Annotated in this window: 16 protein-coding genes and 2 pseudogenes; 10 read left to right on the forward strand and 8 right to left on the reverse strand. The window is 37.5% G+C overall.

The window, feature by feature from the left end:
* Nucleotides 1-311 precede the first annotated feature (311 nt).
* Both F6K23_RS04710 and F6K23_RS04715 read left to right on the forward strand, forming a co-directional pair.
* Complete coding sequence (locus F6K23_RS04710) at nucleotides 312-737, forward strand: hypothetical protein (protein ID WP_293151284.1); 426 nt, start codon at nucleotides 312-314, stop codon at nucleotides 735-737.
* Nucleotides 738-921: 184 nt separating this feature from the next.
* A pseudogene (locus F6K23_RS04715) lies at nucleotides 922-1,150 on the forward strand (IS1 family transposase); the annotation flags it as partial.
* Nucleotides 1,151-2,620: 1,470 nt separating this feature from the next.
* On the opposite strand, the gene ftsH reads toward F6K23_RS04715, so the two are convergent.
* A complete protein-coding gene (gene ftsH / locus F6K23_RS04720; protein WP_293151287.1) occupies nucleotides 2,621-4,471 on the reverse strand; it encodes an ATP-dependent zinc metalloprotease FtsH in 1,851 nt (616 codons plus the stop codon).
* Nucleotides 4,472-5,279: 808 nt separating this feature from the next.
* On the opposite strand from ftsH, the gene F6K23_RS04725 reads away from it, so the two are divergent.
* Complete coding sequence (locus tag F6K23_RS04725) at nucleotides 5,280-5,414, forward strand: hypothetical protein (RefSeq protein WP_293151290.1); 135 nt, start codon at nucleotides 5,280-5,282, stop codon at nucleotides 5,412-5,414.
* 237 nt (nucleotides 5,415-5,651) lie between these two features.
* On the opposite strand, the gene ftsH4 is transcribed toward F6K23_RS04725, so the two are convergent.
* Nucleotides 5,652-7,523, reverse strand: coding sequence for an ATP-dependent zinc metalloprotease FtsH4 (gene ftsH4 / locus F6K23_RS04730; protein ID WP_293151293.1), 1,872 nt, complete (start codon nucleotides 7,521-7,523; stop codon nucleotides 5,652-5,654).
* A 334-nt stretch (nucleotides 7,524-7,857) separates the two neighbouring features.
* Between ftsH4 and F6K23_RS04735 the strand changes: the two genes are divergently transcribed.
* A complete protein-coding gene (locus F6K23_RS04735) occupies nucleotides 7,858-8,634 on the forward strand; it encodes a peroxiredoxin-like family protein (protein WP_293151296.1) in 777 nt (258 codons plus the stop codon).
* Nucleotides 8,635-8,778: 144 nt separating this feature from the next.
* Here F6K23_RS04735 and F6K23_RS41465 read toward each other — a convergent pair.
* Nucleotides 8,779-9,034: pseudogene (locus F6K23_RS41465) on the reverse strand (transposase).
* On the opposite strand from F6K23_RS41465, the gene F6K23_RS04750 reads away from it, so the two are divergent.
* The 3 genes from F6K23_RS04750 (at nucleotide 8,980) to F6K23_RS04760 (ending at nucleotide 11,397) form a co-directional block, all read left to right on the forward strand.
* Nucleotides 8,980-9,270: a hypothetical protein gene (locus tag F6K23_RS04750; protein WP_293151654.1), complete on the forward strand. Its 291-nt coding sequence runs from the start codon at nucleotides 8,980-8,982 to the stop codon at nucleotides 9,268-9,270. The pseudogene F6K23_RS41465 and the gene F6K23_RS04750 sit on opposite strands and share 55 nt — an antisense overlap.
* 38 nt (nucleotides 9,271-9,308) lie before the next feature.
* Nucleotides 9,309-10,670, forward strand: coding sequence for a transposase (locus F6K23_RS04755; RefSeq protein ID WP_293151305.1), 1,362 nt, complete (start codon nucleotides 9,309-9,311; stop codon nucleotides 10,668-10,670).
* A gap of 73 nt (nucleotides 10,671-10,743) precedes the next feature.
* The gene (locus tag F6K23_RS04760) at nucleotides 10,744-11,397 is read left to right on the forward strand and encodes a response regulator (protein ID WP_293151308.1); all 654 of its coding nucleotides are present in this window, start codon (nucleotides 10,744-10,746) and stop codon (nucleotides 11,395-11,397) included.
* 184 nt (nucleotides 11,398-11,581) lie between these two features.
* On the opposite strand, the gene F6K23_RS04765 is transcribed toward F6K23_RS04760, so the two are convergent.
* From F6K23_RS04765 to F6K23_RS04775, 3 genes are all read right to left on the reverse strand, one after another.
* Nucleotides 11,582-11,794 (reverse strand): transposase, encoded by a 213-nt coding sequence (locus tag F6K23_RS04765; RefSeq protein WP_367267627.1) that lies wholly within the window; start codon nucleotides 11,792-11,794, stop codon nucleotides 11,582-11,584.
* Nucleotides 11,795-11,884: 90 nt separating this feature from the next.
* Nucleotides 11,885-12,094, reverse strand: coding sequence for a hypothetical protein (locus tag F6K23_RS04770; protein WP_293151310.1), 210 nt, complete (start codon nucleotides 12,092-12,094; stop codon nucleotides 11,885-11,887).
* Nucleotides 12,081-12,176, reverse strand: coding sequence for a helix-turn-helix domain-containing protein (locus tag F6K23_RS04775; RefSeq protein WP_293151313.1), 96 nt, complete (start codon nucleotides 12,174-12,176; stop codon nucleotides 12,081-12,083). Before F6K23_RS04775 ends, F6K23_RS04770 begins: the two co-directional genes overlap by 14 nt.
* A gap of 246 nt (nucleotides 12,177-12,422) precedes the next feature.
* On the opposite strand from F6K23_RS04775, the gene F6K23_RS04780 reads away from it, so the two are divergent.
* From F6K23_RS04780 to F6K23_RS04790, 3 genes are all read left to right on the forward strand, one after another.
* Nucleotides 12,423-14,189, forward strand: coding sequence for a hypothetical protein (locus tag F6K23_RS04780; RefSeq protein ID WP_293151316.1), 1,767 nt, complete (start codon nucleotides 12,423-12,425; stop codon nucleotides 14,187-14,189).
* Complete coding sequence (locus tag F6K23_RS04785; RefSeq protein ID WP_293151319.1) at nucleotides 14,174-15,640, forward strand: MAC/perforin domain-containing protein; 1,467 nt, start codon at nucleotides 14,174-14,176, stop codon at nucleotides 15,638-15,640. Before F6K23_RS04780 ends, F6K23_RS04785 begins: the two co-directional genes overlap by 16 nt.
* 885 nt (nucleotides 15,641-16,525) lie before the next feature.
* The gene (locus F6K23_RS04790; RefSeq protein WP_293151322.1) at nucleotides 16,526-17,002 is read left to right on the forward strand and encodes a peptidoglycan-binding protein; all 477 of its coding nucleotides are present in this window, start codon (nucleotides 16,526-16,528) and stop codon (nucleotides 17,000-17,002) included.
* Between the two features lie 571 nt (nucleotides 17,003-17,573).
* Here F6K23_RS04790 and F6K23_RS04795 read toward each other — a convergent pair.
* Both F6K23_RS04795 and F6K23_RS04800 read right to left on the reverse strand, forming a co-directional pair.
* Nucleotides 17,574-20,381: a tetratricopeptide repeat protein gene (locus tag F6K23_RS04795; RefSeq protein WP_293151325.1), complete on the reverse strand. Its 2,808-nt coding sequence runs from the start codon at nucleotides 20,379-20,381 to the stop codon at nucleotides 17,574-17,576.
* Between the two features lie 223 nt (nucleotides 20,382-20,604).
* Nucleotides 20,605-21,162 (reverse strand): tol-pal system YbgF family protein, encoded by a 558-nt coding sequence (locus F6K23_RS04800; protein ID WP_293151328.1) that lies wholly within the window; start codon nucleotides 21,160-21,162, stop codon nucleotides 20,605-20,607.
* Nucleotides 21,163-22,480: the final 1,318 nt, after the last annotated feature.

Here is a 22,480-nt window from a genome sequence, read left to right on the forward strand (position 1 = left end):
GGGAAAATTTTTTTTTGTTTCTCCTTGAAAGGAGAGGCTTTAAACCTTAATTATTCGGTAAGTAGCACAATTTTTTATATTTCATATAATTATAATGAAAATATATACTAAATAAAAATTAGTATCGGATCATCTATGAAAATATTATTGCTGCCTTAGCTTTGATGAAGAGACTGAGGTATTTATCTGAAAAAATTGATTTTTATAACTTAATGAGCGTAAAAATTCTAGTCCGATCATATAAAATAGTTTTGTTACTACTCGTAGCCCATATTTGCCTTAACAAAAATTTTTAACTTTACATTTAGACTATGACAATATTCAATACCAACCCACCTAATGATAGTAAAAATAATTGGCAACATCAATTAAATAAATTTGTTAGAGCTAATCAAAAAGAATTAGCTGCTTTAGCATGGGGTCTACATTTGGAAAAGGGAAAAACTGATGAGACAATTGGAATTGATTTAAAAGAAACACCAAAATTCGTATATTGTTCAAAAGCAGCTATAGAAAGATTAAATCGCAATGTTGATGGTAAAATTCAGGAAATATTGGGTTTAATAGATGGTTATAAACCAGAATTAGAAGTATTAATGATTGCTATTGGTGATGGTCAAATTAAATTAGTTTATTTTCAACCAGAAATATCTCCACCAGACTGTTTTGAACAACTGGGTCAGGATGTTGATACTTTGTTGAAATTATTAGAAACAGGAATGAGTGAATGTTTATGATACCAATTTGATCAAATCATTTGGTAGTGCATCAAGAAAGTGTGGGAATGATCAGATAATTATTGTTCCTAAATACTTTCAATCATCACGACTTACGCAACAGCACTAATTATAGTGATTGTATCTAGAGTAATGACGAAGTTATACGCTATATATAGCTGTACTGCGTAAGTCCTGAATCATCATGGAATGTCCTGTGTGCGGCCATCATCAAACTCAGATATCATGGAAAGACAAGTATTGGAAGTCCACGATATTATTGTCCTGAATGCCGAGAAACTTTTCCTGCGGAATGCTGCACAAACACTTATACTTTTGACACGCTGTACTATCGTAGAAAAATTCAACCTGAACAAACGCGTATGTTTCTACACGCTCATGTTGAGCACAGTAGTTTAAAAGGCATTAGTCGAAAGCGTGAATCTGACTTATGGATTAGTTTATCAACAGTTGATAGTTTCATTAATGGATAATGGATAATTGATAATTACCTCTGGTTAAAACCGTTACGGAATTGAATATAAGGAAATACTATTTCTTTTCTCTTGGTCGATGGTCGGACAGCGAGGAGACCCGCTCTTGACAGAGCCGCTCCGCTAACGCCATCCCGATCGCTTTTTCCCTTAAAAGGGGAGGGTTTAAACCAGAATTATTTAATTATTAATTATTAATTCAGGACTTATATCATGTCCGGTAGCATCGGTCTTGTATAGTAAATAGGCAACACTCCGGAAGGCAACAGCTCCGGAAGGCAAGAAAAAAACTTAAATTTCCTGCAAATATCCACGCCAACTTTTACACAAACGATTGCCTTCGGACATGATATTACGCACAGACTCTACATATAGGGAGGGCGAATACCATTCGCCCCTACAAATGCTGCTTTAACAGTCAATTTGCGTAAGTCCTGTAATTATTAATTATTCGGTAAAAGAACAAACTTACTCTAACTATGAGTTAATCATAGTTGGCTATCGGTCGAGCGATCAACATCTATTGCTCAATCTTATAAAGATATCAAATATATTTTAGCTCAAGTTAGCGGTGCTTCTTACCGAAAAATTGGGTTTAAAGCCTCGCCCTTGTAGGGCGACTTTTTATTTTATGTGCAAGTGAATTGAATATGTGGTACAGTGTTATTAGTTGCCGGGGGGCACTCGGAAACTCGTGCGCGGACGTGGAGGGAAGCGTTAGACTACCGACAAGGAAGCAGCACCCTGTGAAGCGTCAACCCGCCGAGGAGCTACGGCTCAGTAGGAATCCCCGTGCCTTTAGGCCGGGGAGGATGTCAAAACGCAGGAATAGATACTGCTAATGGCGAATTAATTACTTTCAGGACTTACGCAGAGACTCTACATATAGCGATAGCGTTAGCGTAGCTTTGGGTTAGCAAATATCATTTGCTTCGCATAACTATCGTTAACGCCGCTACAGATGGTGGTTTAACAGTCAATTTGCGTAAGTCCTGTAATTTTTTAGACTATGATGATTTCTGGAAAAAAAATAAATTAACTGTACAGATATATTCAAAATCTAGACAATTTATCTACATAAGTAGTAGAGAATAGTTCTGATATGTGTACTATTTTAGGACTATCCAGATATTTACACCGCTTTTCAAATTGATGAACCACATCGCTATAACCAAAACCCTGTAGGGATGTTGCATGCAACGTCCCTACTGTGGTCTACTGAAATGAAAACCGCTGTATGAACAGTTGTTTTACAATATCGAGATATCTGAAATAGTTTATTCTTTTTTCCTTCTGGTAGTGTTGCGAAACTAAATAACATGAGTATAAAAGCCCAGTTTATCAAAAACCAAGCTTCTATCTCCTCTTTAATATTCCTGTCATTAAGAATTTTACTTAGCTCAAATGAAGCTACTTTTCCCAAGGCGATCGCGCCCGATCTAATAACTTATATAACTGATCACCTTCTATCACTTCTTGTGCTAAAATTTTATGAGAAATATTTTCCAACAAATCTCGATTATGATTCAAAATATCTAAAGCTTGTTGATGAGCTTTCTCTACAATTTCCTTCACTTCATTATCAATTGCTTCAGCAGTTTTTTCACTCAATAAACGACGGGAATTCATCCCACCATTCGCCAAAAATCCTCCTTTGCCACTCCGTTCATAAGCTAAAGGTCCTAATACTTTACTCATGCCATAAGTTGTTACTATTTGTTCTGCCAAATCAGTAGCTTTTTGTAAATCTCCAGAAGCTCCAGTAGTAACATTTCCAAATATAATTTCCTCCGCTGCACGTCCTCCTAAAAAAGTAGCAATTTGCCCTCTAATTTCTTGTTCATCTCTTAAAAATCTATCCTCAGTGGGAAGTTGCAAAGTATAACCTAATGCTGCCATTCCTCTTGGTACAATTGAGATTTTTTCCACCTTGCCACTACCAGGCATTATAGCACCAACTAAAGCATGACCAACTTCGTGATAAGCCACTATTTTCTTTTCGCGATCGCTCAAAACCCTACTTCTTTTTTCTAAACCAGCAATTACTCTTTCAATAGCTTCAGCAAAGTCTTTTTGTGCCACAGTTTGCCTTTGATTTCTAGCAGCTAATAAAGCAGCTTCATTAACAAGATTAGCTAAATCTGCACCACCAAAACCAGAAGTTCTCACTGCTATTTTATGTAAATCTACATCTTCTCCTAACTTAACTTTTTTGCCATAAATATTTAAAATTGCTTCACGACCAGATAAGTCAGGGCGGTCTACTAATACTTGTCTATCAAACCTTCCCGGACGTAATAAAGCAGCATCTAAAGCCTCTGGACGGTTAGTAGCAGCCAAGATAATAACTGTCAAATCTCCAGCACCAAAACCATCCATTTCAGTTAACAATTGATTGAGAGTTTGTTCTCGTTCATCATTACCGCCACTGTGGAAATTTCCACTGGTTCTTGACTTACCAATTGCATCTATTTCATCAATAAAAATAATACAAGGTGCCTTCTTTTTTGCCTCTTTAAATAAGTCACGAACTCTAGCAGCACCAGTACCAACAAATAGCTCTACAAATTCCGAACCAGATATACTAAAAAAAGGTACTCCTGCTTCTCCTGCCACTGCTTTTGCTAATAAAGTTTTTCCTGTTCCTGGAGGTCCGACTAATAATAAACCTTTAGGAATTCTAGCTCCAATTTCAGTGAACCGTTGAGGTGATTTTAAGAAGTCTACAATTTCTGTTAATTCTGTCTTTGCTTCTTCCACTCCAGCAATATCAGCAAAGGTAATTTTATCTGATTCTCCTTCGACATAAACCTTAGCTTTATTCTTACTCATTGACAGAGCGCCTTGAGAACCGCGATTCATAAAAAACTGAAATGCTAATACTAATATAATAGGTGGAATTACCCAGTTTAAGAGAATAGCAACCCAGCGACTTTGAGGTGGTGCAGCTTGAAATAAAACTTTATTATCTTCTAAACGCTGAAGTAGTTGAGAGTCATTTATTGGAGTAGTGACAAGTAAAGGTCCGGGTTTATTTTCTTCTCCTTTGAGACGATATAAAATTTTTTCTTCATCTACTTGAACTCCCACTACCTGTCCGTTTTCTACTTGTTGAATAAAGACACTGTAAGGAACACGAGGAGGTTTACGACGTGGCCTAGCAGTGTATACTGCTAATACTAATAACAGACCTGCCAAAATTAATAATGCAGTGCCTATCTGACGCTTATTAGGATTTTTTGGTTTCTTTTTAAGACTCATATTTATTGGTATATAATTGTAAACTGTATCAGGACTTACGCACCTGCAACTTATTTTCCTCATTGCGACCGGTAGGGTTTGGGCAGCAGTCCGGAACGGAAAGCCATCTCAAATCCTAGTTTTTCGTACCTCATGGGTAAGTCATGTGTATATTCAAATCGTCAAAAATTGAACGTTTATCTTTTTCTTTATGGGTTTAATACCCTACACCTCATAAGTGGTGTCTGCAAGTTTGTTGGAATTTGATCGAGTGGAGCGACAACTTTTCAGTATCCCCATCCATTTTTTCCTTTTTCCTTATTCAATTGAGACTAATACTTTATTATAATATAAAATATAGAGTTTTTGCTAATTAATTAAGATAACAGGGAACAGATAACAATTAAAAATCTTTTTTGCCAACCAAACTTGGTCTAATATGAAATACTAAAATTTTTGCTACAAATACTTAAGCTGTTTCAAGTAGTCAGTAGTCATAGGCTATATATTATTTAGTTATAGTCAAACTCTGTTTTTTTCAAATCGACATTTCTAGGTAAAGTCTTTTCAGCAGAGAAATTATTCCTAGGATTCTTTTGAGATTTCAGATAATATTTTATATCATGTTCGGTTGAATACTTATAAATAACTTAGCGAGTCCTCAGGAGGACCGAGTCAGGAGTCAGGAGGGAAGAAAGGAGAAAAATCAAGATAATTTAAGTATTTCAAGATAATTTAAGTATTTATTTGGTACTGTCAGTTCTGAAATTTTATTTATAACTGACCCGTCCGAACATGATATTACAAGCCAAAAACTCATAATCAAAGTATGGTACAAGAGCTAACAAATGAGACTAAACCAGAAATTATATCATGTCCGGTAGCATCGGTATTGTATAGCAAAGGTAGGCAACAGCTCCGAAAGGCAACAGCTCCGAAAGGCAACAAACAGGAAGGCAATTGAGCAAGAAAAAAACTTAAATGTCCGGTAGCATCGGTCTTGTATAGTAAATAGGCAACAGGCAACAACTCATCTGGCAACAGGCAAGAAAAAAACTTAAATTTCCTGCAAATATCCACGCCAACTTTTACACAAACGATTGCCTTCGGACATGATGTCACCGCGTCTCCGTGTCAAATCTTAAAAACTTACCCTTGTAAGCACTCCCTCACTCCCTCACTCCCCCACTCCCCTACTTCCCTACTTCCCTACTTCCACAGCTTGAACTTGCTGTAATAACTCTTGTAATTTTCCTCCCTCAATTACCTCTATATCCAAAAGCTGTTGAGAAATTGTTTCCAACAAATCTCGATTATGATTAAGAATATCTAACGCTTGTTGATGTGCAGTTTCCACAATTTCTTTCACCTCATCATCAATAGCTTTAGCAGTCTCATCACTCACCATGCGACGCGGGTTCATTCCACCTTGACCGAGAAAATTATTCTGTTGACCCTTCTCATAAGCTAAAGGACCCAATATTTTACTCATACCATAAGTTGTCACCATTTGTTCTGCTAGGTCAGTCGCTCGCTGCAAGTCATTAGCAGCACCAGTAGTAATGCTACCAAAGACAATTTCTTCCGCCGAACGACCCCCCAATAAAATTGCAATTTGTCCGCGAAGTTCCGCCTCATCTCTTAAAAATTTATCCTCAGTAGGTAGTTGCAAAGTATAACCCAAAGCAGCCATTCCTCGAGGAACAATAGAAATTTTCTCTACCCTACCACTACCAGGCATCAATGCACCAACTAAAGCGTGACCCACTTCATGGTAAGCAACAATCTTTTTCTCTTTATCACTGAGAAGACGACTTTTCTTTTCCAAACCTGCCACAATGCGTTCGATCGCTTCAGCAAAATCTTCCTGAGAAACCTTTTCTCTTCTGTTACGCGCTGCTAATAATGCTGCTTCATTAACCAAGTTAGCTAAGTCCGCACCGACAAAACCAGGAGTACGAGTAGCGATCGCCTTTAAATCTAAATTATCTGCTAACTTAACTTTAGCAGCGTAAATTTCTAATATCTTTAGACGACCGGGTAAATCTGGACGGTCTACCAAAACCTGACGGTCAAATCTTCCTGGTCGCAGCAAAGCGGGGTCTAAAGTTTCGGGGCGGTTAGTAGCAGCTAAAACGATCACTGTTGACTCAGTAGCAGCAAAGCCATCCATTTCAGTTAATAACTGGTTGAGAGTTTGTTCCCGTTCGTCGTTACCGCCGTAAAAACCACCACTGGCACGAGATTTTCCAATAGCATCAAGTTCGTCAATGAAAATAATACAAGGTGCTTTTTGCTTTGCTTGTTCAAATAAGTCTCGCACCCGCGCTGCACCTGCACCCACAAATAATTCGACAAATTCGGAACCGGAGATGCTAAAAAATGCTACTCCTGCTTCTCCTGCAACTGCCTTTGCTAATAGAGTTTTTCCTGTTCCTGGAGGTCCGACTAATAATACACCTTTGGGAATGCGTGCGCCGATAGCGGTAAAACGTTCGGGAGACTTGAGAAATTCGACAACTTCTGCTAATTCTGTTTTTGCTTCTTCAACTCCCGCCACATTGTTAAAAGTTACTTTGGTCGATTCGCCTTCGACGTAAACTTTTGCCTTACTTTTTGTAATCGAAAGTGCTCCTTGGGGACCGCCCATACCACCTGCACGACGACCGATAAAAAATTGCCAGATAGCAACAAAAATTAGTGGGGGAATTACCCAACCCAGGATATTGCCAAAAAAGTTATTAGAAGGAGGCGGAGCAGCAAATTCTACTCCTTTTTGTTCTAGACGTTTTGGTAATTCTAGGTCGAATATGGGAGTAGTTGAAAATACCTGTCCTGGTTGTTCTTGTGTTCCTTTGAGTTGGTAACGAATTTGTTCTTGACCTACAGAAGCTCTTGCTACTTTGCCGTCTTCTACTTGGTCGATGAATAAGCTGTAAGGAACGCGAGGAATTTGAGGACCGAATAAATTAGGAAATACTAGGTTTATCAAGAGGAATATACCTGCCAGCAATAATAAGATATTGCCAATTCTAATATTGCGAGGTCCTTGTGCATTATCTTTGATACTCATGGTTATTATCTTTTTTTGGTAAGCAAGATATTAGTCTGTATATTTATTTTATATTATTTTTGAGCAAAAGAGGAAGTAGGGACGTTGCATGCAACGTCTACAGAATAATAGGGGAAAATATAGCAATGTGCGCTGGCTTATGTACAAATTACAAGAACTGTCCAATAGCTAAAAGTCTTATATTATTCCAATGGAGATGCTGCGCAAACGATTTTTTTATTCCCCCTGTTGCCTGTTGCCTGTTGCCTGTTGCCTATTGCCAGATGAGCTGCGCACAGCGCTATAATTGATAATTTATGTGCGATAATTGATTTGATTTTTTATTATTTGTCTTATGAATACTTACCAGATCCTAAAGCAAAGTCAACGCCTAAGAATTAGTGATGGCGAAATTTCACCTATCCTCAGTGGTTGTGAGAATGTTAATCGTCTTTTAGTGTTAATTTGGTCACAATTGGGCGATTTTGATAATCTAGAATATGCTTGGTGGTTACAACGAGAGTCTGCTAAGTTGCAAGCTCAAGGGGTGACAATAAGGGCCGTTGGGATTGGCGATCGCGCTTCTGGTTTGAAATTTTGTGGATATACTGGGTTTCCTACGGAATGTCTGTTTGTTGACCCAGATGCTCAATTACATCAAGAATTAGAGCTATATCAGGGATTAATTTCTAAATTCCCTTTATTAACTACAGGTCAAAGTGCTTGGGTCAATTTAATGTTGATGTGTGCAGGTATTGGTAGTCCTGGTACTTTAGGGGAGGTGTTTAGAGGTTATCTAGGGGATAAAAAAGCACCTCAATTGATTGGTGATGATGAAGTTATCCATGCTAAACCTTTACCACCTCTAAAGGGTTCATTTTTTAAGCTAGCAGGTGGAACAGGTTTTCAACGTCCTTTTGAACTAGCGACACTGAGGTTAAGAAATATGACGGAAGTTCTGAGTCATTGGTCAACTTATGTGCCTAATTCTGCTTATTTGACTCAAAGAGGTGCAACTTTTCTGTTTGATAGTCAGGGGAATTTGCTGTACAAACATTGCGATCGCGGCATTCTGGATTTTGCTTTTAATAAAAGTAATCCTTTATCTTTTATAGCAGAGAACAGGGAATAGGAAATAGGGAATAGTGAACAGGTAACAACTCTCATTATGGCTAAACAGGCTGGTGTAGGCTATGATGGGCTACAACCATAAGGGGGTTGGTAAGGGGGTGCTGGTTTCCCTACTCCTCCACAGGGTGGGGCGGAAAGCACCCCCTTACATAAATAAATGTTGCTCCGATGTTTGTCTACCTCCCGACTGATTTTTTATGTATTTTTTGACTATTTCCAAGGGTGCGCCACCACAGGAAACTATACATTTTGAGTCATGCCATAACCAGCGCTTTTCCCCAGTAAAATTGGTTGATTTGTTGGGCATATTTTCGTCTAATAATTCTGCTGGTAGCAGACTTTAGAGATGATATTAGCTGAGAAATATTATTGTCTGGGTGTAACTGAATTAATATATGCACATGGTCAGGTTCACCCTCAAACTCTTCGGCGTTGGCAACGTCTAGCAGTTAAAACATGCATCTATAATTTCTTTCATGTCTCAAATCATATTTTTGGTCAAAACTTTTTTCCTGTATTTGGTCACGAAACATATATGCAAGTGAATATCATAAACTACATGAGCACCTTTATTAAATTGTTTCTCCATAATTTCTACTTAAGAGCTGACTTTCCCCATGCTAATATGTTAATATAATTTTAGGGGATCAAAGATTAAAGGAGGTGATAGTCATTATGGCAAATAGAAGATTGACTTTTCGACTGTACCCGACAAAAGTACAGAAAGAAAAACTATTTTTAGCCAGAAAGCTACACCAACTTTTGTATAACGCTTGTGTCGCTCATAGACGTTTTGAGTGGAGAAAAAACCGCTCAAGTGTAGACTATTTTACTCAGCAAAACGCATTACCAGGTTTTAGGCAGCAGTGGTCTGATTATCAACAGCTTAATCTGAGTTCATTGCAAGCAACCGTAAAACGAGTTGATAATGCTTACAACGCTTTTTTCAAAGGGATTAGGAAACGTCCAAAGTTTAAGTCAATTAGAAATTACTCCGGTTGGACTTACCCAGATGGTAGGCAAGGTTTTAAAGTGCAGATTGAATGTAGCCAAAAATATACAGTCAACTGTGGATGGGTGACACTTAATGACTTGGGTATGAGACTCAGGATGCGGGGTAGGTTTAAGTATTGGGGGAAACCTACTACTTGTACGATTGTTTATCGTCCTCATAAAGATGAGTGGTATGCTTCATTTAGTATCAAGACCTCGGAACCTGAACCATTGTTTGGTAGTAAGTCTCCACTGGATTATGAATCAATGGTGGCTTTTGATTTAGGATGTGAAACAGCATTGACCTGCTATGACGGGTATGGGTTCGACTCAATCAGTAATCCTAGATTTGACAGAGAGTTTGCTCCAAAAATTCAGCAAGCTTCACGTCAACTCAAAAGAAAGCAGCGACCAATTAAAGGTAAGCAAAAAGCATCAAGTAGATGGAAAAAAGCGAAGAGAAAAATCTCTAAACTCAAGGCCAAACAGTCAGCCGTAAGACAAGATTGGCAGCACAAAGTCACAACAGAAATTGCTAGTTGTTATGACATCGTTGTGACCGAAAAATTAAATGTTAGAGGTATGACTCGCAAGGCCAAAAAAGGTAAACGCAAAAAACAGAAAGCAGGTTTAAACCGTGCCTTGTTAGATGTGGGTTTCGGAGCGTTAAATCAAATGGCACTATATAAAATCCTAGCGAAAGGTGGTTTGCACATAACCATAGATACCAAAAAAGTCAAGCCATCTCAACGTTGCCCTAGCTGTGGAACTGTTCATAAGGAATGGGCGCAATTGAGTAATCGTTACCATGTTTGTGATGATTGTGGTTTTGAGATACCAAGAGACCAAGGCTCGGTCATGGTGATGTGGAATGTTGCTGCAGATAGGCAACCGGGGTTAGGAACTGGCCTCGTTAATCGTCGATGCTCTAGCTCTACTGATTCGACCCGTAAGCATACTGGCTCGATGAGGCAACTGGGGCAAATGAAGCGATTGCTGGCGCAAAGCTTCGCTAACAAAATCTCAAAGTGCGGACTTTGTTGACGGGGACTTAGAAACCCCGTCCGTCTACACGGCGGGGTAGTTCATTAAACGGTGTAATTGATTTTTACTCAAAATGAATATTCAACAACCAAAAATTCTCATTATTGATGACCATCGCTTACTATTAAATGGAACCATTAGTTTGGTAAGCGATCGCTTTGGGGATGCCCAAATATTCTCAGCTCAAACCGCGCAAGAAGCTCTTACAGAAGTTGCTCTACATTCTCCCGATTTAGCGATCGCCGATTTGTCTATTCCCCAGGAATCGGGAACAACCGCCCAAATAGAGCATGGATTGGGGTTACTCAAGCAATTAATGGAAGATTATCCGCAACTTAACTTAATGGTACAAAGTAGTAGCATCAAAGCATTAGTTCGCCTCATACCTGAAATTGATGCCCATCAAGGAGGGTTTACAATTGCTGATAAAAGTGAAACTGTAGAAACTTTTTTAACTCGGATGGAATGGTCAATGCAAGGACTTACTCATACTAAGGATTTACAAACTGATTTGGAAGTCAAACCCGAGTGGTTGGAAGTGTTGCGACTTGCTTTTGAAGAAGGTTTGCAAGATAAAGCTATTGCTCAATCAATGTATAAGTCAGAACGTATGATTCGTCACTACTGGTCAAAAATTCAGGATGTATTGGGAATTTATCCTGAACCTGGAAAAAACATTCGAGCTTTAACACAAATCCGTGCGCGGGAAAAAGGTTTACTAGACTGATTATTAGAAATCTTCAATAAATATCTCCAAAAATCAATTCTTACCCATAAATTATCAATTACTCCCCTCCACCGGAGGGTTTAGGGGTGGCTTCCCTGTTCCCTGTTCCCTGTTCCCTCTTTTGTGGAGATGTCTAATAATAAAAAATTGCTGAATTAAGGCACGAATTATTTCAGTAGATAATTTATGTAGAAAATCTGTCAAGGGTATCTTTCAGCTTGGCATGGAATTTAGCTACTCTAACCCTTGCTTTTTCATACCTTTTAGAGCCTTTAGTTTTATGAGATAATGACTTACTTAACTTTCTTAATTTCTTAATTCGTTTCTTCAGAGGCTTAGGAGCATCAACCTTTGTACCATCGCTAAATGTAGCAAAAGTTTTAATACCTAAATCTATACCTACTGAATTATCAGTTTTAGGTAATACTTATGGTTGTATTTCTACTACAAAACTCAAGAAATATCTATGTAGGGGCGTTAACGATAGTTATGCGCAAGCTTTCGGCCGTTCGCCCCTACGGTTTAAATCATTTAAAGATTGCTGCAATGGTATGTTAGAAACCTCTGACAACCATTCTCTTTCTTCAGTCTTTTTAGCTTGAGTAATAAAAAGCTTTTGTAGTTCTGATAAGTCAGATTTCTTTTCTCCTGATTTATACCTCTGTTGGCAGAAAGCTAGACTATCATTCCAAACCACACGGACACAGCCGAATAGCTTGGCGCTCTCGGTATTTTTGTCCCGGGGTTGGATATATACGGTACTTAAATCTAGCTTTCATAACTTGACTTTTAAACTAACAATATGGTAGCATCTTCATTTAAAAAAAATCAACCCGCAATAAAAAGTCGCCCTAGAAGGGCGAGGCTTGAGACCCATTTTTTCGGTCATTGCGTAAGTCCTGACACCATTAAGGTTACCAAAAAAATAAAAATTTGTTGTGACTATCGTCACCAAAATCACATATCTATTTCACCATGATGAGGCATAATTGCTCACTCTTTCAATACTTTTAGCCTCACTTTATGTGTTTAGAAAAATCACCAGGATTCGCTCATTTTATCACCACTTTTCGCTGAAATTAGAGAGATGGTTAAAGCATAGAGTTCAAACAAAGGAAACCCAAAAACATGAAAAATCAAACCTGGGAGAAAAAAAAGTACTACCCGAGCGTCAAATTAATTGTGTCCAAGTATTTATAGAGCGTTTCCCTGGAGTAGAAAGAGTAATTATGGATGGCACAGAACGGCCAGTGCAACGACCCACTGACTCAGAAAAACAAAAACTGATTCGTTTTTCCCAACCTCAGTTATTTCCCAACAACTCTATTATGTCTACTATTTTATATCCCCAAAGTAAGCTAAAGCGTCGAGTGATTCTAGCTGTTTTGATTTTAACATTTGTGAGTGCCACTATTGCCACTATTGTCCATAGATTGCAACCCAATATCTACCCGCTTCATCTAATTAATCCTCCTCTATTTGCAATTACATCTTTAATATTACTGATACGTCTTTATACAAAACCCGAGAGGTTGCAACAAGTAATAAATTTGGGTATACTTCAGGGTGTAATGTTTGTTGTGATGCCTTGTTGGTTTTACTCTCTGACGGCGTTTAGCTCATCCAAAATTAGTCTTGTAGATAATTTACCACCGATATCCTCAATATCGTTGATGTTGATGACGTTTATGTTGATAACCCTGCGTCCCCAACGATTGCTGAAGGCAACTATACTGCTCTGGATAGGTGTTGCTGGACCTATTTTGACCTACTTTATTTTTAACCCAGAAGAACTATACTCCCTACGAGGACTAGATTTACTCATGTCCTTCGGAGCAGTAATGGGGGTGCAAACTGCACTGATTTTTTTGCATAATCGTCTCCAGTCAATGGTGAAAAGCTTGTATGTCGAACGTCTCCAGTACTATGCTCAAATCATAGAACGGCAGAGTATTCGCCAAAATGCTTTGGAGCAAGCTTTTACCCAAATTCATAATGGACCACTGCAAACCCTAGCATTACTGCAAAGAGATGTGCAAACCCAGCAGATATCTCAAACAGAATTTTTACAACGTTTGAAAGAACTCAATACTGAAATTCGCGCAGTGGGACACAGTCTTACGGATAAAAATAATACAATTAACAAGCAAGTAATTTCACCAGAAACTTTAGAATCTGCTAATTCTGAAAATTTTCTTCGCTTGGGGGAAGGAACCTCTATCGACCTAAATCTTCCCTTGCATAATTTACTTCACGAAGTATATTCCCTAACCCTTAAACGTAATCTTCCTTGCTTCCAAACTATTCGAGTCAAAGTACGGAATTTTGCGCCTATTACTCAATTTTCCTTAACCTTGGACATGAAACGCGACTTGTGTTTATGGTTGGAGGAAGCCTTGTGTAATGTTGGTAAACACGCTCGTGGTGTAACTAGAATTGTGGTTACGGGGGAAAAACGTGAAGGTAATTATATTCTTAAGGTACAGGATAATGGGTGTGGTTTAAAGCCTGGAAAGGAGCAACAAGGTACAAAGCACAGCTATTTATTAGCGAAAAGATTGGGAGGAGAATTTCGTCGGGAGTCTTTACCCAAGGGAGGTGTAATTTGCGAACTCTCTTGGAAGGTGGGACAATTACCGAAAAGTGCAATGACTAATGGTCAGAAGTTACCATCTGGTTTGTCCGTAACTGTCAATGATTTCTCCTTGAAATTGAATGATACTGAAATTGTTGAAAGCAAACAACAATTTGAAAATTCAAAATTTTGGAGAACAACATGGCTAACAAACTAATCGGTTACGAATATCTTGGCTGTACCTACGACATCTACGATCGCTATGCCAGCGCTAACTCCGTTAATATCACCCAGCCACTGTTTGATTTGCCCGACGCAGATACAGTAATCACGATTTACGGTCAGGAATATTCTTACCCTAAGGATGCCATAGGCACTCCTGTCGTGTTAGGCGAAGGTCGTATTGTAGAATATATTACCGACAGTACTGAAGATTTATATACCAACATGTCGATTGATGCGAACCTGAAGGGTTCCTCTGGTCTGTTTAGCGCCGAAGTTTCGACTAAATTTTCCGCATCCCACACCAGCAGCAGCTACTTCTATCACGCTGAAATGTCCAGCTATATCCACTCCTACAAGTTGATTTTGGATCTCGATTATGCGGTGAATAATCTCGATCAGAATTTCAAGAATGACATCTACAACAAGACTAATGGCAGCACCTACGACATGACTGCCGAGGAGTTAGTGGAAAAATACGGCACTCACTTTCTGTACGAGGCTATTTTCGGCGGTCGTTTGTCTTATAGTCAAAGCTTCTCAAAATTAACTCATAGCGACTTAACGGAATTAAAATCGAAAGTAAAGACAAGCTATAACAGCTACTCGGGAAAATTTTCTGGTGATTACGAGACCTACACTTTGGAATCGAAGAGTGACTCTAGTGCTGAATATTCCTGCATCGGTGGCCTTCCCGAAACTTTGGAGCAGGGGTATGAGGCTTGGGCTGAAACGGTTTCTGATGGTAATTTCGTCCTCGTGGACTTTACCGGTGAAAACGGTGACTCCCTGAAGCGGATTTCGGAGTTAGTGGTCGATGACGACGATCGCAAAAATGAAATCGACGCAGCCATCCAAGCTGTTCTTAATAGTGGTGAAATCCCTATTACAACTGAGCTAACTACCAAGTCTAACAATCAGGAAGAGTGGAGCAAAGGCGATACAAGTAATTTAGAATTAGACTCAGGCACGTCTGACGATGGCCGCGTAGTAGTCGGCTTTGGAGGTCGGGTTGACAAGAATCGTAAGTTCACTCGTATTGCTGTGTGCTACCTTAATATGTCTACGGGTAAGCGTAATTGGGAGGTGTTTGGAGATGTTACTACTTTTAACTGGAGCGATTACGAAACCATAGGGGTAGTCCCAGATGGGTGTGTACTGACAGGCATTGGGGTGACGGGAAAAAATCATGATTTCATAAGAATGGTGCTTCACTACCAAGAACTTACCCCTGCTAGCTCCACATACAATTATCTTGACAACAACTTACAGTCAACTGCTTTTAATCGGCAAAACGAAACAGATCCTGATAGCGGCTATGAATCTGAGTTCAATCCCGGTAGTGATAATCACAAGGTAATTACTGGCATCGGCGTGACCTACTTTAAAAACGGGATCAACCGTCTCAAACTGTATCGTAATATCCTAGTGGAATCTGATAACTAACCTACTGATGACTAATAATCTTCACCTCCAAGCTCCCACATGATAATTTTTTGTTAGAGCAGCGATCGCCTTCTCCAAAGGAGAGTATTTCATAAATAGATAAGGCTTCGTTTACAGCGCTTTTCAAATTGATGAACCACATCTTCACACATCAAACTTTGTAGGGACGTTCCATGGAACGTCCCTACTGTGGTCTACCCAAATGAAAACCGCTGTAATGTGAAGTGTAATATGAGTAGTTATTAAATGTAACCCTGACTTATGAAAAATTAAGTTGGGGTTTGATTTTGATTATTTTTTTATTTACAGCGGTTTTCATATGAATAAACCACAATGATACTAACTCCTAACTCCTAACTCCTAACTCCTAACTCCTAACTCCTAACTCCTGACTCCTAACTCCTAATTCCTAACTCCTGACTCCTGACTCCTGACTCCTGACTCCTAACAATTAATTTAGTGGTCTACTCAACTGAAAAGCTCTGTATTATACCATTTTGAAAAAAGAATGTTACGAATAATAAGCGTGAGAAAAAGACAAATGCAGGAGGTCTCCCTTTGACAAAGCGGTGCGACCCCGCGACGACGCCAGCTCGCTTGCGGAACGCGCACCAAGAGAAAAATAGAATTTATTAGCTCAAAACTGCTATTGAAACTATTCCCATACAACTCCTGACTCCTGACTCCTGACTCCTAAGAAATAGCCTAACTATTTGTAGCAAAAATTTATCACGCTTGGTATTACAGAAAAGTGCAATGATTAATTGTCAAAAATAACAACAGACTTTGTCTGTAACTGTCAATGATTTTATCTTGAAATTGAATGATACTTAAATTGTTGAAGTAAACAACGATTAAATTAATCCACAAAACAAGGAGAAAATCATGACTTATACAACTCAAACTACCAGCACTCGTCTCACTGTTAGTCTTGGTAGTACCGGTCAAGATGTAAAGGATTTACAAGTAGTTTTGAATGCAACTGTTGCTGATAATAGTTTAGTAGTTGATGGAGTATTTGGTAATCTTACAAAAGCAGCTGTCATGGCTTTTCAAAAAGAAAATGGTTTAACTATTGATGGAATTGTTGGTTCCCAAACTTGGGCTATAGTAGATACAATTGATGCTTCTGAAAACGATATAAATTCTCGTCCCGTTCTGCGTTTTGGTAGTAGAGGTGAAGATGTAGAATATCTACAAAGACGGTTAAATGGTATTGGATTTGGTTCTCTAGTAGTTGATGGAATATTCGGTGTAGCAACCGAAGAATCTGTGAAAAAATTTCAAAAGTATTATGGTTTAACTGTTGATGGAATTGTTGGTAGTCAAACTTGGGCTACATTAGAAACTATCGATGTTTAAGGTTTTATTTAGCAATCAATATTAATATAAATCACTGCTCATTTTTCATCGCTATTAACTAATAAATTAATTTGAGAAATAATGAGCAGTTAATTAATAGGACTTACGCAAAGGTAACGTAATTGTATCATTACGAGCGACAGCGACGTAATCGCCAAAATCCTGCGTTATACCAATTTGAAAAAAGAATGCTATATTTAGGTGACACTTCAATTATTAAGTAATTAATAAAGACTGAATATTTTTTTTGATAATTATTAGCTAGTTATTGTTAATTATTCTTATTTTTACCTCTCCCATACTCCCCTACTCAAGAAAATGTAGCAAACATTTATCAAATTGGTATCACACCTCCCACACTCCCCAAACTCCCCTCTTCTATAGAATCCGGTTATACAGTATATGTTTATAATACTATCCACACTTTCTCGCCTTCAATCTCTCGACCTCCTCTTCTCCCCACACTCCGCACCCTCCCCACACTTCCCACCCCCAAACATAAGATAAGTATTCAACCGGATTTTATATTCCTTCCTCCTTCTTCCTTCTTCCTTCCTCCTTCTTCCTCCTGCTACAACCCATCACCAATCAAAATAAATGGTGCCCAATAATAAGGATGTCTCAACCTTTTTGCCTCTTCTTCATTAATACTCCCATTTATCAAAGCTAGTTGTGCTTTTCGCAATGCTTCTGCTTTTGTGATATTGCCTATTTTCAAAGCTCGATAAAAATTAATCATCAGCACTTGGGTTCCTAGATCGTCAACTTGCCACAAACTTGCCAGAGATGTTTTCACTCCTGCACGTTGCATTTGATAACCTAACCCTAATATTTCTGAACCATCTTTTAAAATACCGCCTAATCCTGTTCGACAAGCACTCAAAACGGCTAAATCAATATTTGGTAAGGATAAGTTTGTAATGTCCCGCAAAGTTAAACGACTGCCATCACCAAATAAAATAAAAGAATCTTCTGGTTGCCCATTGACAAAATCTGCATGGGTGGCAAAATGTAGAATATTGTACTTATTAACCCGTGAAATAATTTCATTCCAATTGAAGGCTTCATTCAGTAGTTTTGTAGTGTTAGGAATCATCTTGGCTAAGGTCTCTACTTCTTCTCCTGCAAATTTTAATCCTGAGAATCTAAATTCTCTAGAACCCACAATAAATTTATAGTTTCCTTTACTAAAAGCTGCTGCTAATACTCGGAGTTTACCTAGAGGTTTACTGTTGAAATTAGTCAAACTTGCTGCTGTAATATTGTTGATGTTAAACCTTTCTATTAACCATTTTTTTCCATCGTATAAAGCTGCTATTGGAATATAACGTAATAAACCATCAGGAGCATAAATAATAGTTTTAGTTTGTGCTAAAAATAGCTCTGTTTCTAAAGGTTCTATTAACCATTTGTATAACTGTTGACCTGCTGTTTGTGCTATCTCATTGCTAGTTATTTTTCTCGGGTATGTCAAAGCTCCTCTCAAGCCAATAATTGCATTTTTTAACTGTTTTTTGTTAATTGGAACTGAACGATGTATTGGCAATCCTTGACTTTTTACTAAAACTAATTCTATCCTATCATCTAAAATTAAGGGATAAAGTAATACAGCATTTTTCTTGATTTTGAGGATATTTTGCAATCTATTTAGATTCGTAATATCTATACTTTCTCCATCAGTTTTTTGTTTTAATTCCTGTATGATATTGACGATATTTTTGTTGGAAATAAAGTTCTGAAATTCTGTTTCTATTTGCTGTTGTTCTGCTTCTAAATCATTAATACGTTGTTGTTGAGCTTTCGATCTATCCTTGAGTGATATATTCTGTAAATCTGTGAGTTCTTTGTTCACCTGTACTGCTTTATCTTGGATAGTGGTATAGTTATCTAATATTTCTTGTTCTTGAGGTAATAATTCTATTCCCATAGAAGTTTGTTCATTATCTTCTACATTGTTGAGGTAATTTTCTAGTTCTTGAACTTTCAATAAATCTAAAACCTGTTGAGCTTCTGTGACTCTGTTTTGCTGTAATAATAAATCTGCTAAACGACGATAAGTATCAGCAATTTTTTCGGCATAAGATTGCCGTTTATCCAGAGGAAAATTTTGTAAATCTTGCCGAATTGCTTCTGTGACATTTACAGAGCTTTTATATAAAATAATTGCTACTTCTGGCTGTTTTTCTGCAGCTAATAAATCTCCTATATTACTTAAAGTTATTCTTTCACTAGCGCGATTGCCTACATTTCTTTGAATAGTTAAAGCTTGGCGATAGTAGTCTTCTGCTCGGGTATATTCTTTGAGGCTTTTATAAACTGTTCCGAGACTATCTAGGATACGTCCTTGTTCTGTTTTATTACCTATTTCCTGGAAAATTGTTAATGCTTGGTGCAAATATTCTAATGCTTTTTGGTATTCGTCTTTTTGGTCATAAACTAAGCCGATATTATTCAGGCTTTGCCCTATTCCTGCTTTGTCATTTATTTGTTCTCTAACTGTTAAAGCTTGTTGATAATATATTAATGCTTGAGCATATTTTTTTTGCAATTTATAGGTAAGCCCAATATTATTTATTGTATTTCCCTCGCCATTTTTGTTGTTATTTGCTTGATAAATTTCTAGAGCATTTTGATACCACTCTAAGGATTTTTCATACTGACCTAATTCCTGATAAATTAAGCCGATGTTGTTAGTAACTGCTGCCTCACCTTGAAAATTTTCTAATTCCTGGAATGTTTGTAGAGCTTGTTGATAATATTTTAATGCTGGAAAATACTGAGCTTGATTTTGATAAATTGCTGCTATATTATTCTGAGTTCCTCCAACTCTAACTAAATCTCCTAATTCTTGACGTATTGCTAAAGCTTGCTCCAAGTAATTTAAAGCTTGGTCATAATTTCCCTGGAGAAAATAAATAGCACCAATACTATTTAGATTACTACCAATACCTTGTTTGTCATTAATTTCACGACGTATTTTTAATGCTTGTTGATGATAATCTAATGCTTGGGGATAGTCAGTTAGTTTTTGATAAGTGGCTCCAATACTGTGAAGGGTTTCACTTATTTTTAGAAATAGAGATTGAGTAGAATTATCTGATAATCTGTATAATAATTGGAATATTTCTAAAGCTTTTTGATAAGTTTCTAAAGCTGCTTGATATTGACCATCATTGTAGAGCTGTTGACCTTGTTGATAAAGTTCTTCTGCTTCAGTTTGTTGTGGAGTTTGAGATATTAGCTGATTTTGAGGTTGATCAGCATTTAATACTTGAGGAAATACTGTTTCGTAGCATAAGTAAAAAGTTAAACTTAAGCAGCAGACTAGAAAAAAATTTATGAGTCTTTTAATTACTCTCCTTCCACTACTTTTTAACATTTTTTTTATTTTTTATTTTTTTCAGCTTTAACAATTACCAAATAAGATCATGTCCGGATAATTAGCGTTCAAAAAAACTTTCTCCTTTTCCTCCTCTTTCTTGTTTCTTCTTTCTTGTTTATTCTCTCCTGACTCCTGAGGAATTAGTCGTTTATTTATAAGTATTCAACCGGACATGATATAATCAACGTTTGATATTAATTAATTGACAAGTCTATTTAAGTTATTCTGATTCTTTTTTGCCATCTTCATCGAATAAAAGAGTTACGCTGCCAGAGTCTTCTTCCTCTTTATCCCATCCTTTACAGTATTGAAGAGCATTAAATCCATCTTTGTTGAGATATGTTCTTCCTCCTGGTGTTCTACATAAATATTTCTGAATAATTGTAGCTGTATTGGGATTTCCAACTTCTTCAGCTACTCCTATAACTTCCCAATAATAATCTAAAGCTTTCTCACCTTTGCCTAGTTTTTCGTACATTACTCCTACATAGAATAAAGCACGACTTTCTGCAAGTAAATCCCCTTTGTCTCGTCGTAGTTTTAATACCTGCTGAAATTTTTCTAATGCTTGTTCGTATCGATAGTTTTGATAATGTTTCTCTCCCTCTTTTAACAACCTACCTATTTCAGATTGATTATTAGAGCTGCTATAAGAAATATCTTGAGCAAATACAGGTGAAATTTTCCACTTTTGTCCTTGAAGTAACCCCTCAAAGCTAGGGAAACTTAAGGCTAAAGTAGTAGCGATAACTCCTAGATAGTTTATCCAATAACGCATATATCAATACCTCACCTTAATAAGTACTAAAAAAATCTCAGTTACAATCAAGGGACTTTAGCACAAAATCCTTTCGATTACATGATAGTAGTTTCTCCTGGAGAATACTGACAATTTTTCGGTTGTATACTACTTGATTAATTATCACACTGGAAAGGTTATGCAGAATTTTAAGATAGGGGGTTTATTATAAAGATAGCCTCTTAACCTCTTTCCTGATATATCTAGGTTTAAGCTATTTTTTAGGTATTGAGGTATTTTTCTATTTACCCTTCCCAGAAATCTACAAAAATCTATAAAATCTATAATTATCTGATTGACTGGCTATTTTCATCAGAAAAAATATCAAAGTCCCAATAGCTTCATCTATTAGATACAAAAGTTAACACTGCAATAGCGATCGCCAATGTGAATTTAGAGCATAAAAAAATCAACCTCGGTATTAGCTGGTCTTGATGATGAATCCTTAGTCGTATTTTGACAGTAGACATATTTCCTAAGTTTTCTCTGTAGAACCAACTAAGACAAATTGCTTATACTACTATTAAAATTTAATTATATATCGACCATTTAGAGATAGGCAATACTTAAATAACTTATGTAAACATAACGATAATAAAGTTCTTACAGCGCTTTTCGCTCTTGATGAACCACATCTTCACACATCAAACTTTGTAGGGACGTTCCATGGAACGTCCCTACTGTGGTCTACCCAAATGAAAACCGCTGTAGGTGGTAGGTGTTATATCATGTTCCCCCTCCGGGGGAGCTACGCTAACGGTTGAATACTTATAAATAAATTTTGTGAGTCCTCAGGAGTCAACCCACCCCTCGCCCCTCCCCCTCCCAGGAGGGTAAGTCAGGAGTCAGGAGGAAAAAAAGGAGAAAAATAGGAAATATTGGAGAATAGTATTGATAATTTCAGTATTTCTTTGGTACCGTCAGTCCTTAAATTTTATTTATAACTGACCCGTCCGAACATGATATTATATCATGTCCGAAGCCAATCGTTTGTGTAAACCCAAGGGTGAATATCTACAGAAAATTTAGGTTTTTTTCTTGCTCAATAGCCTTTCTCTCTGTTCCCTGTTCCCTGCTCCCTGTTCCTTCTTCCTTACCGAAAAATTGTGGGTATGCGCCTCCCCTTTTAATATAGAATCCGGTTATATAATATATGCTTATAATTCTATCCACACTTCAATATTTAATATAAAATCAGGTTATACAGTTATCGCACTTTCTACTTCCATTCAATGCAGACATAAAATGCCGGAATATCCACAGATAATTCCAACTCTCATCCTTTCTTCCTGCTGAC

It is taken from the genome of Okeania sp. SIO2C9 (assembly GCF_010672455.1).
Classification (GTDB): Bacteria; Cyanobacteriota; Cyanobacteriia; order Cyanobacteriales; family Microcoleaceae; genus Okeania.

Coding starts and splice junctions, on each gene's coding strand:
- F6K23_RS04710 (WP_293151284.1), top strand. CDS start 312: ATGACAATATTCAATACCAACCCACCTAATGATAGTAAAAATAATTGG.
- ftsH (WP_293151287.1), bottom strand. CDS start 4,471: ATGAGTCTTAAAAAGAAACCAAAAAATCCTAATAAGCGTCAGATAGGC.
- F6K23_RS04725 (WP_293151290.1), top strand. CDS start 5,280: ATGGTACAAGAGCTAACAAATGAGACTAAACCAGAAATTATATCATGT.
- ftsH4 (WP_293151293.1), bottom strand. CDS start 7,523: ATGAGTATCAAAGATAATGCACAAGGACCTCGCAATATTAGAATTGGC.
- F6K23_RS04735 (WP_293151296.1), top strand. CDS start 7,858: ATGAATACTTACCAGATCCTAAAGCAAAGTCAACGCCTAAGAATTAGT.
- F6K23_RS04750 (WP_293151654.1), top strand. CDS start 8,980: ATGATATTAGCTGAGAAATATTATTGTCTGGGTGTAACTGAATTAATA.
- F6K23_RS04755 (WP_293151305.1), top strand. CDS start 9,309: ATGGCAAATAGAAGATTGACTTTTCGACTGTACCCGACAAAAGTACAG.
- F6K23_RS04760 (WP_293151308.1), top strand. CDS start 10,744: ATGAATATTCAACAACCAAAAATTCTCATTATTGATGACCATCGCTTA.
- F6K23_RS04775 (WP_293151313.1), bottom strand. CDS start 12,176: ATGAAAGCTAGATTTAAGTACCGTATATATCCAACCCCGGGACAAAAA.
- F6K23_RS04785 (WP_293151319.1), top strand. CDS start 14,174: ATGGCTAACAAACTAATCGGTTACGAATATCTTGGCTGTACCTACGAC.
- F6K23_RS04790 (WP_293151322.1), top strand. CDS start 16,526: ATGACTTATACAACTCAAACTACCAGCACTCGTCTCACTGTTAGTCTT.
- F6K23_RS04795 (WP_293151325.1), bottom strand. CDS start 20,381: ATGTTAAAAAGTAGTGGAAGGAGAGTAATTAAAAGACTCATAAATTTT.
- F6K23_RS04800 (WP_293151328.1), bottom strand. CDS start 21,162: ATGCGTTATTGGATAAACTATCTAGGAGTTATCGCTACTACTTTAGCC.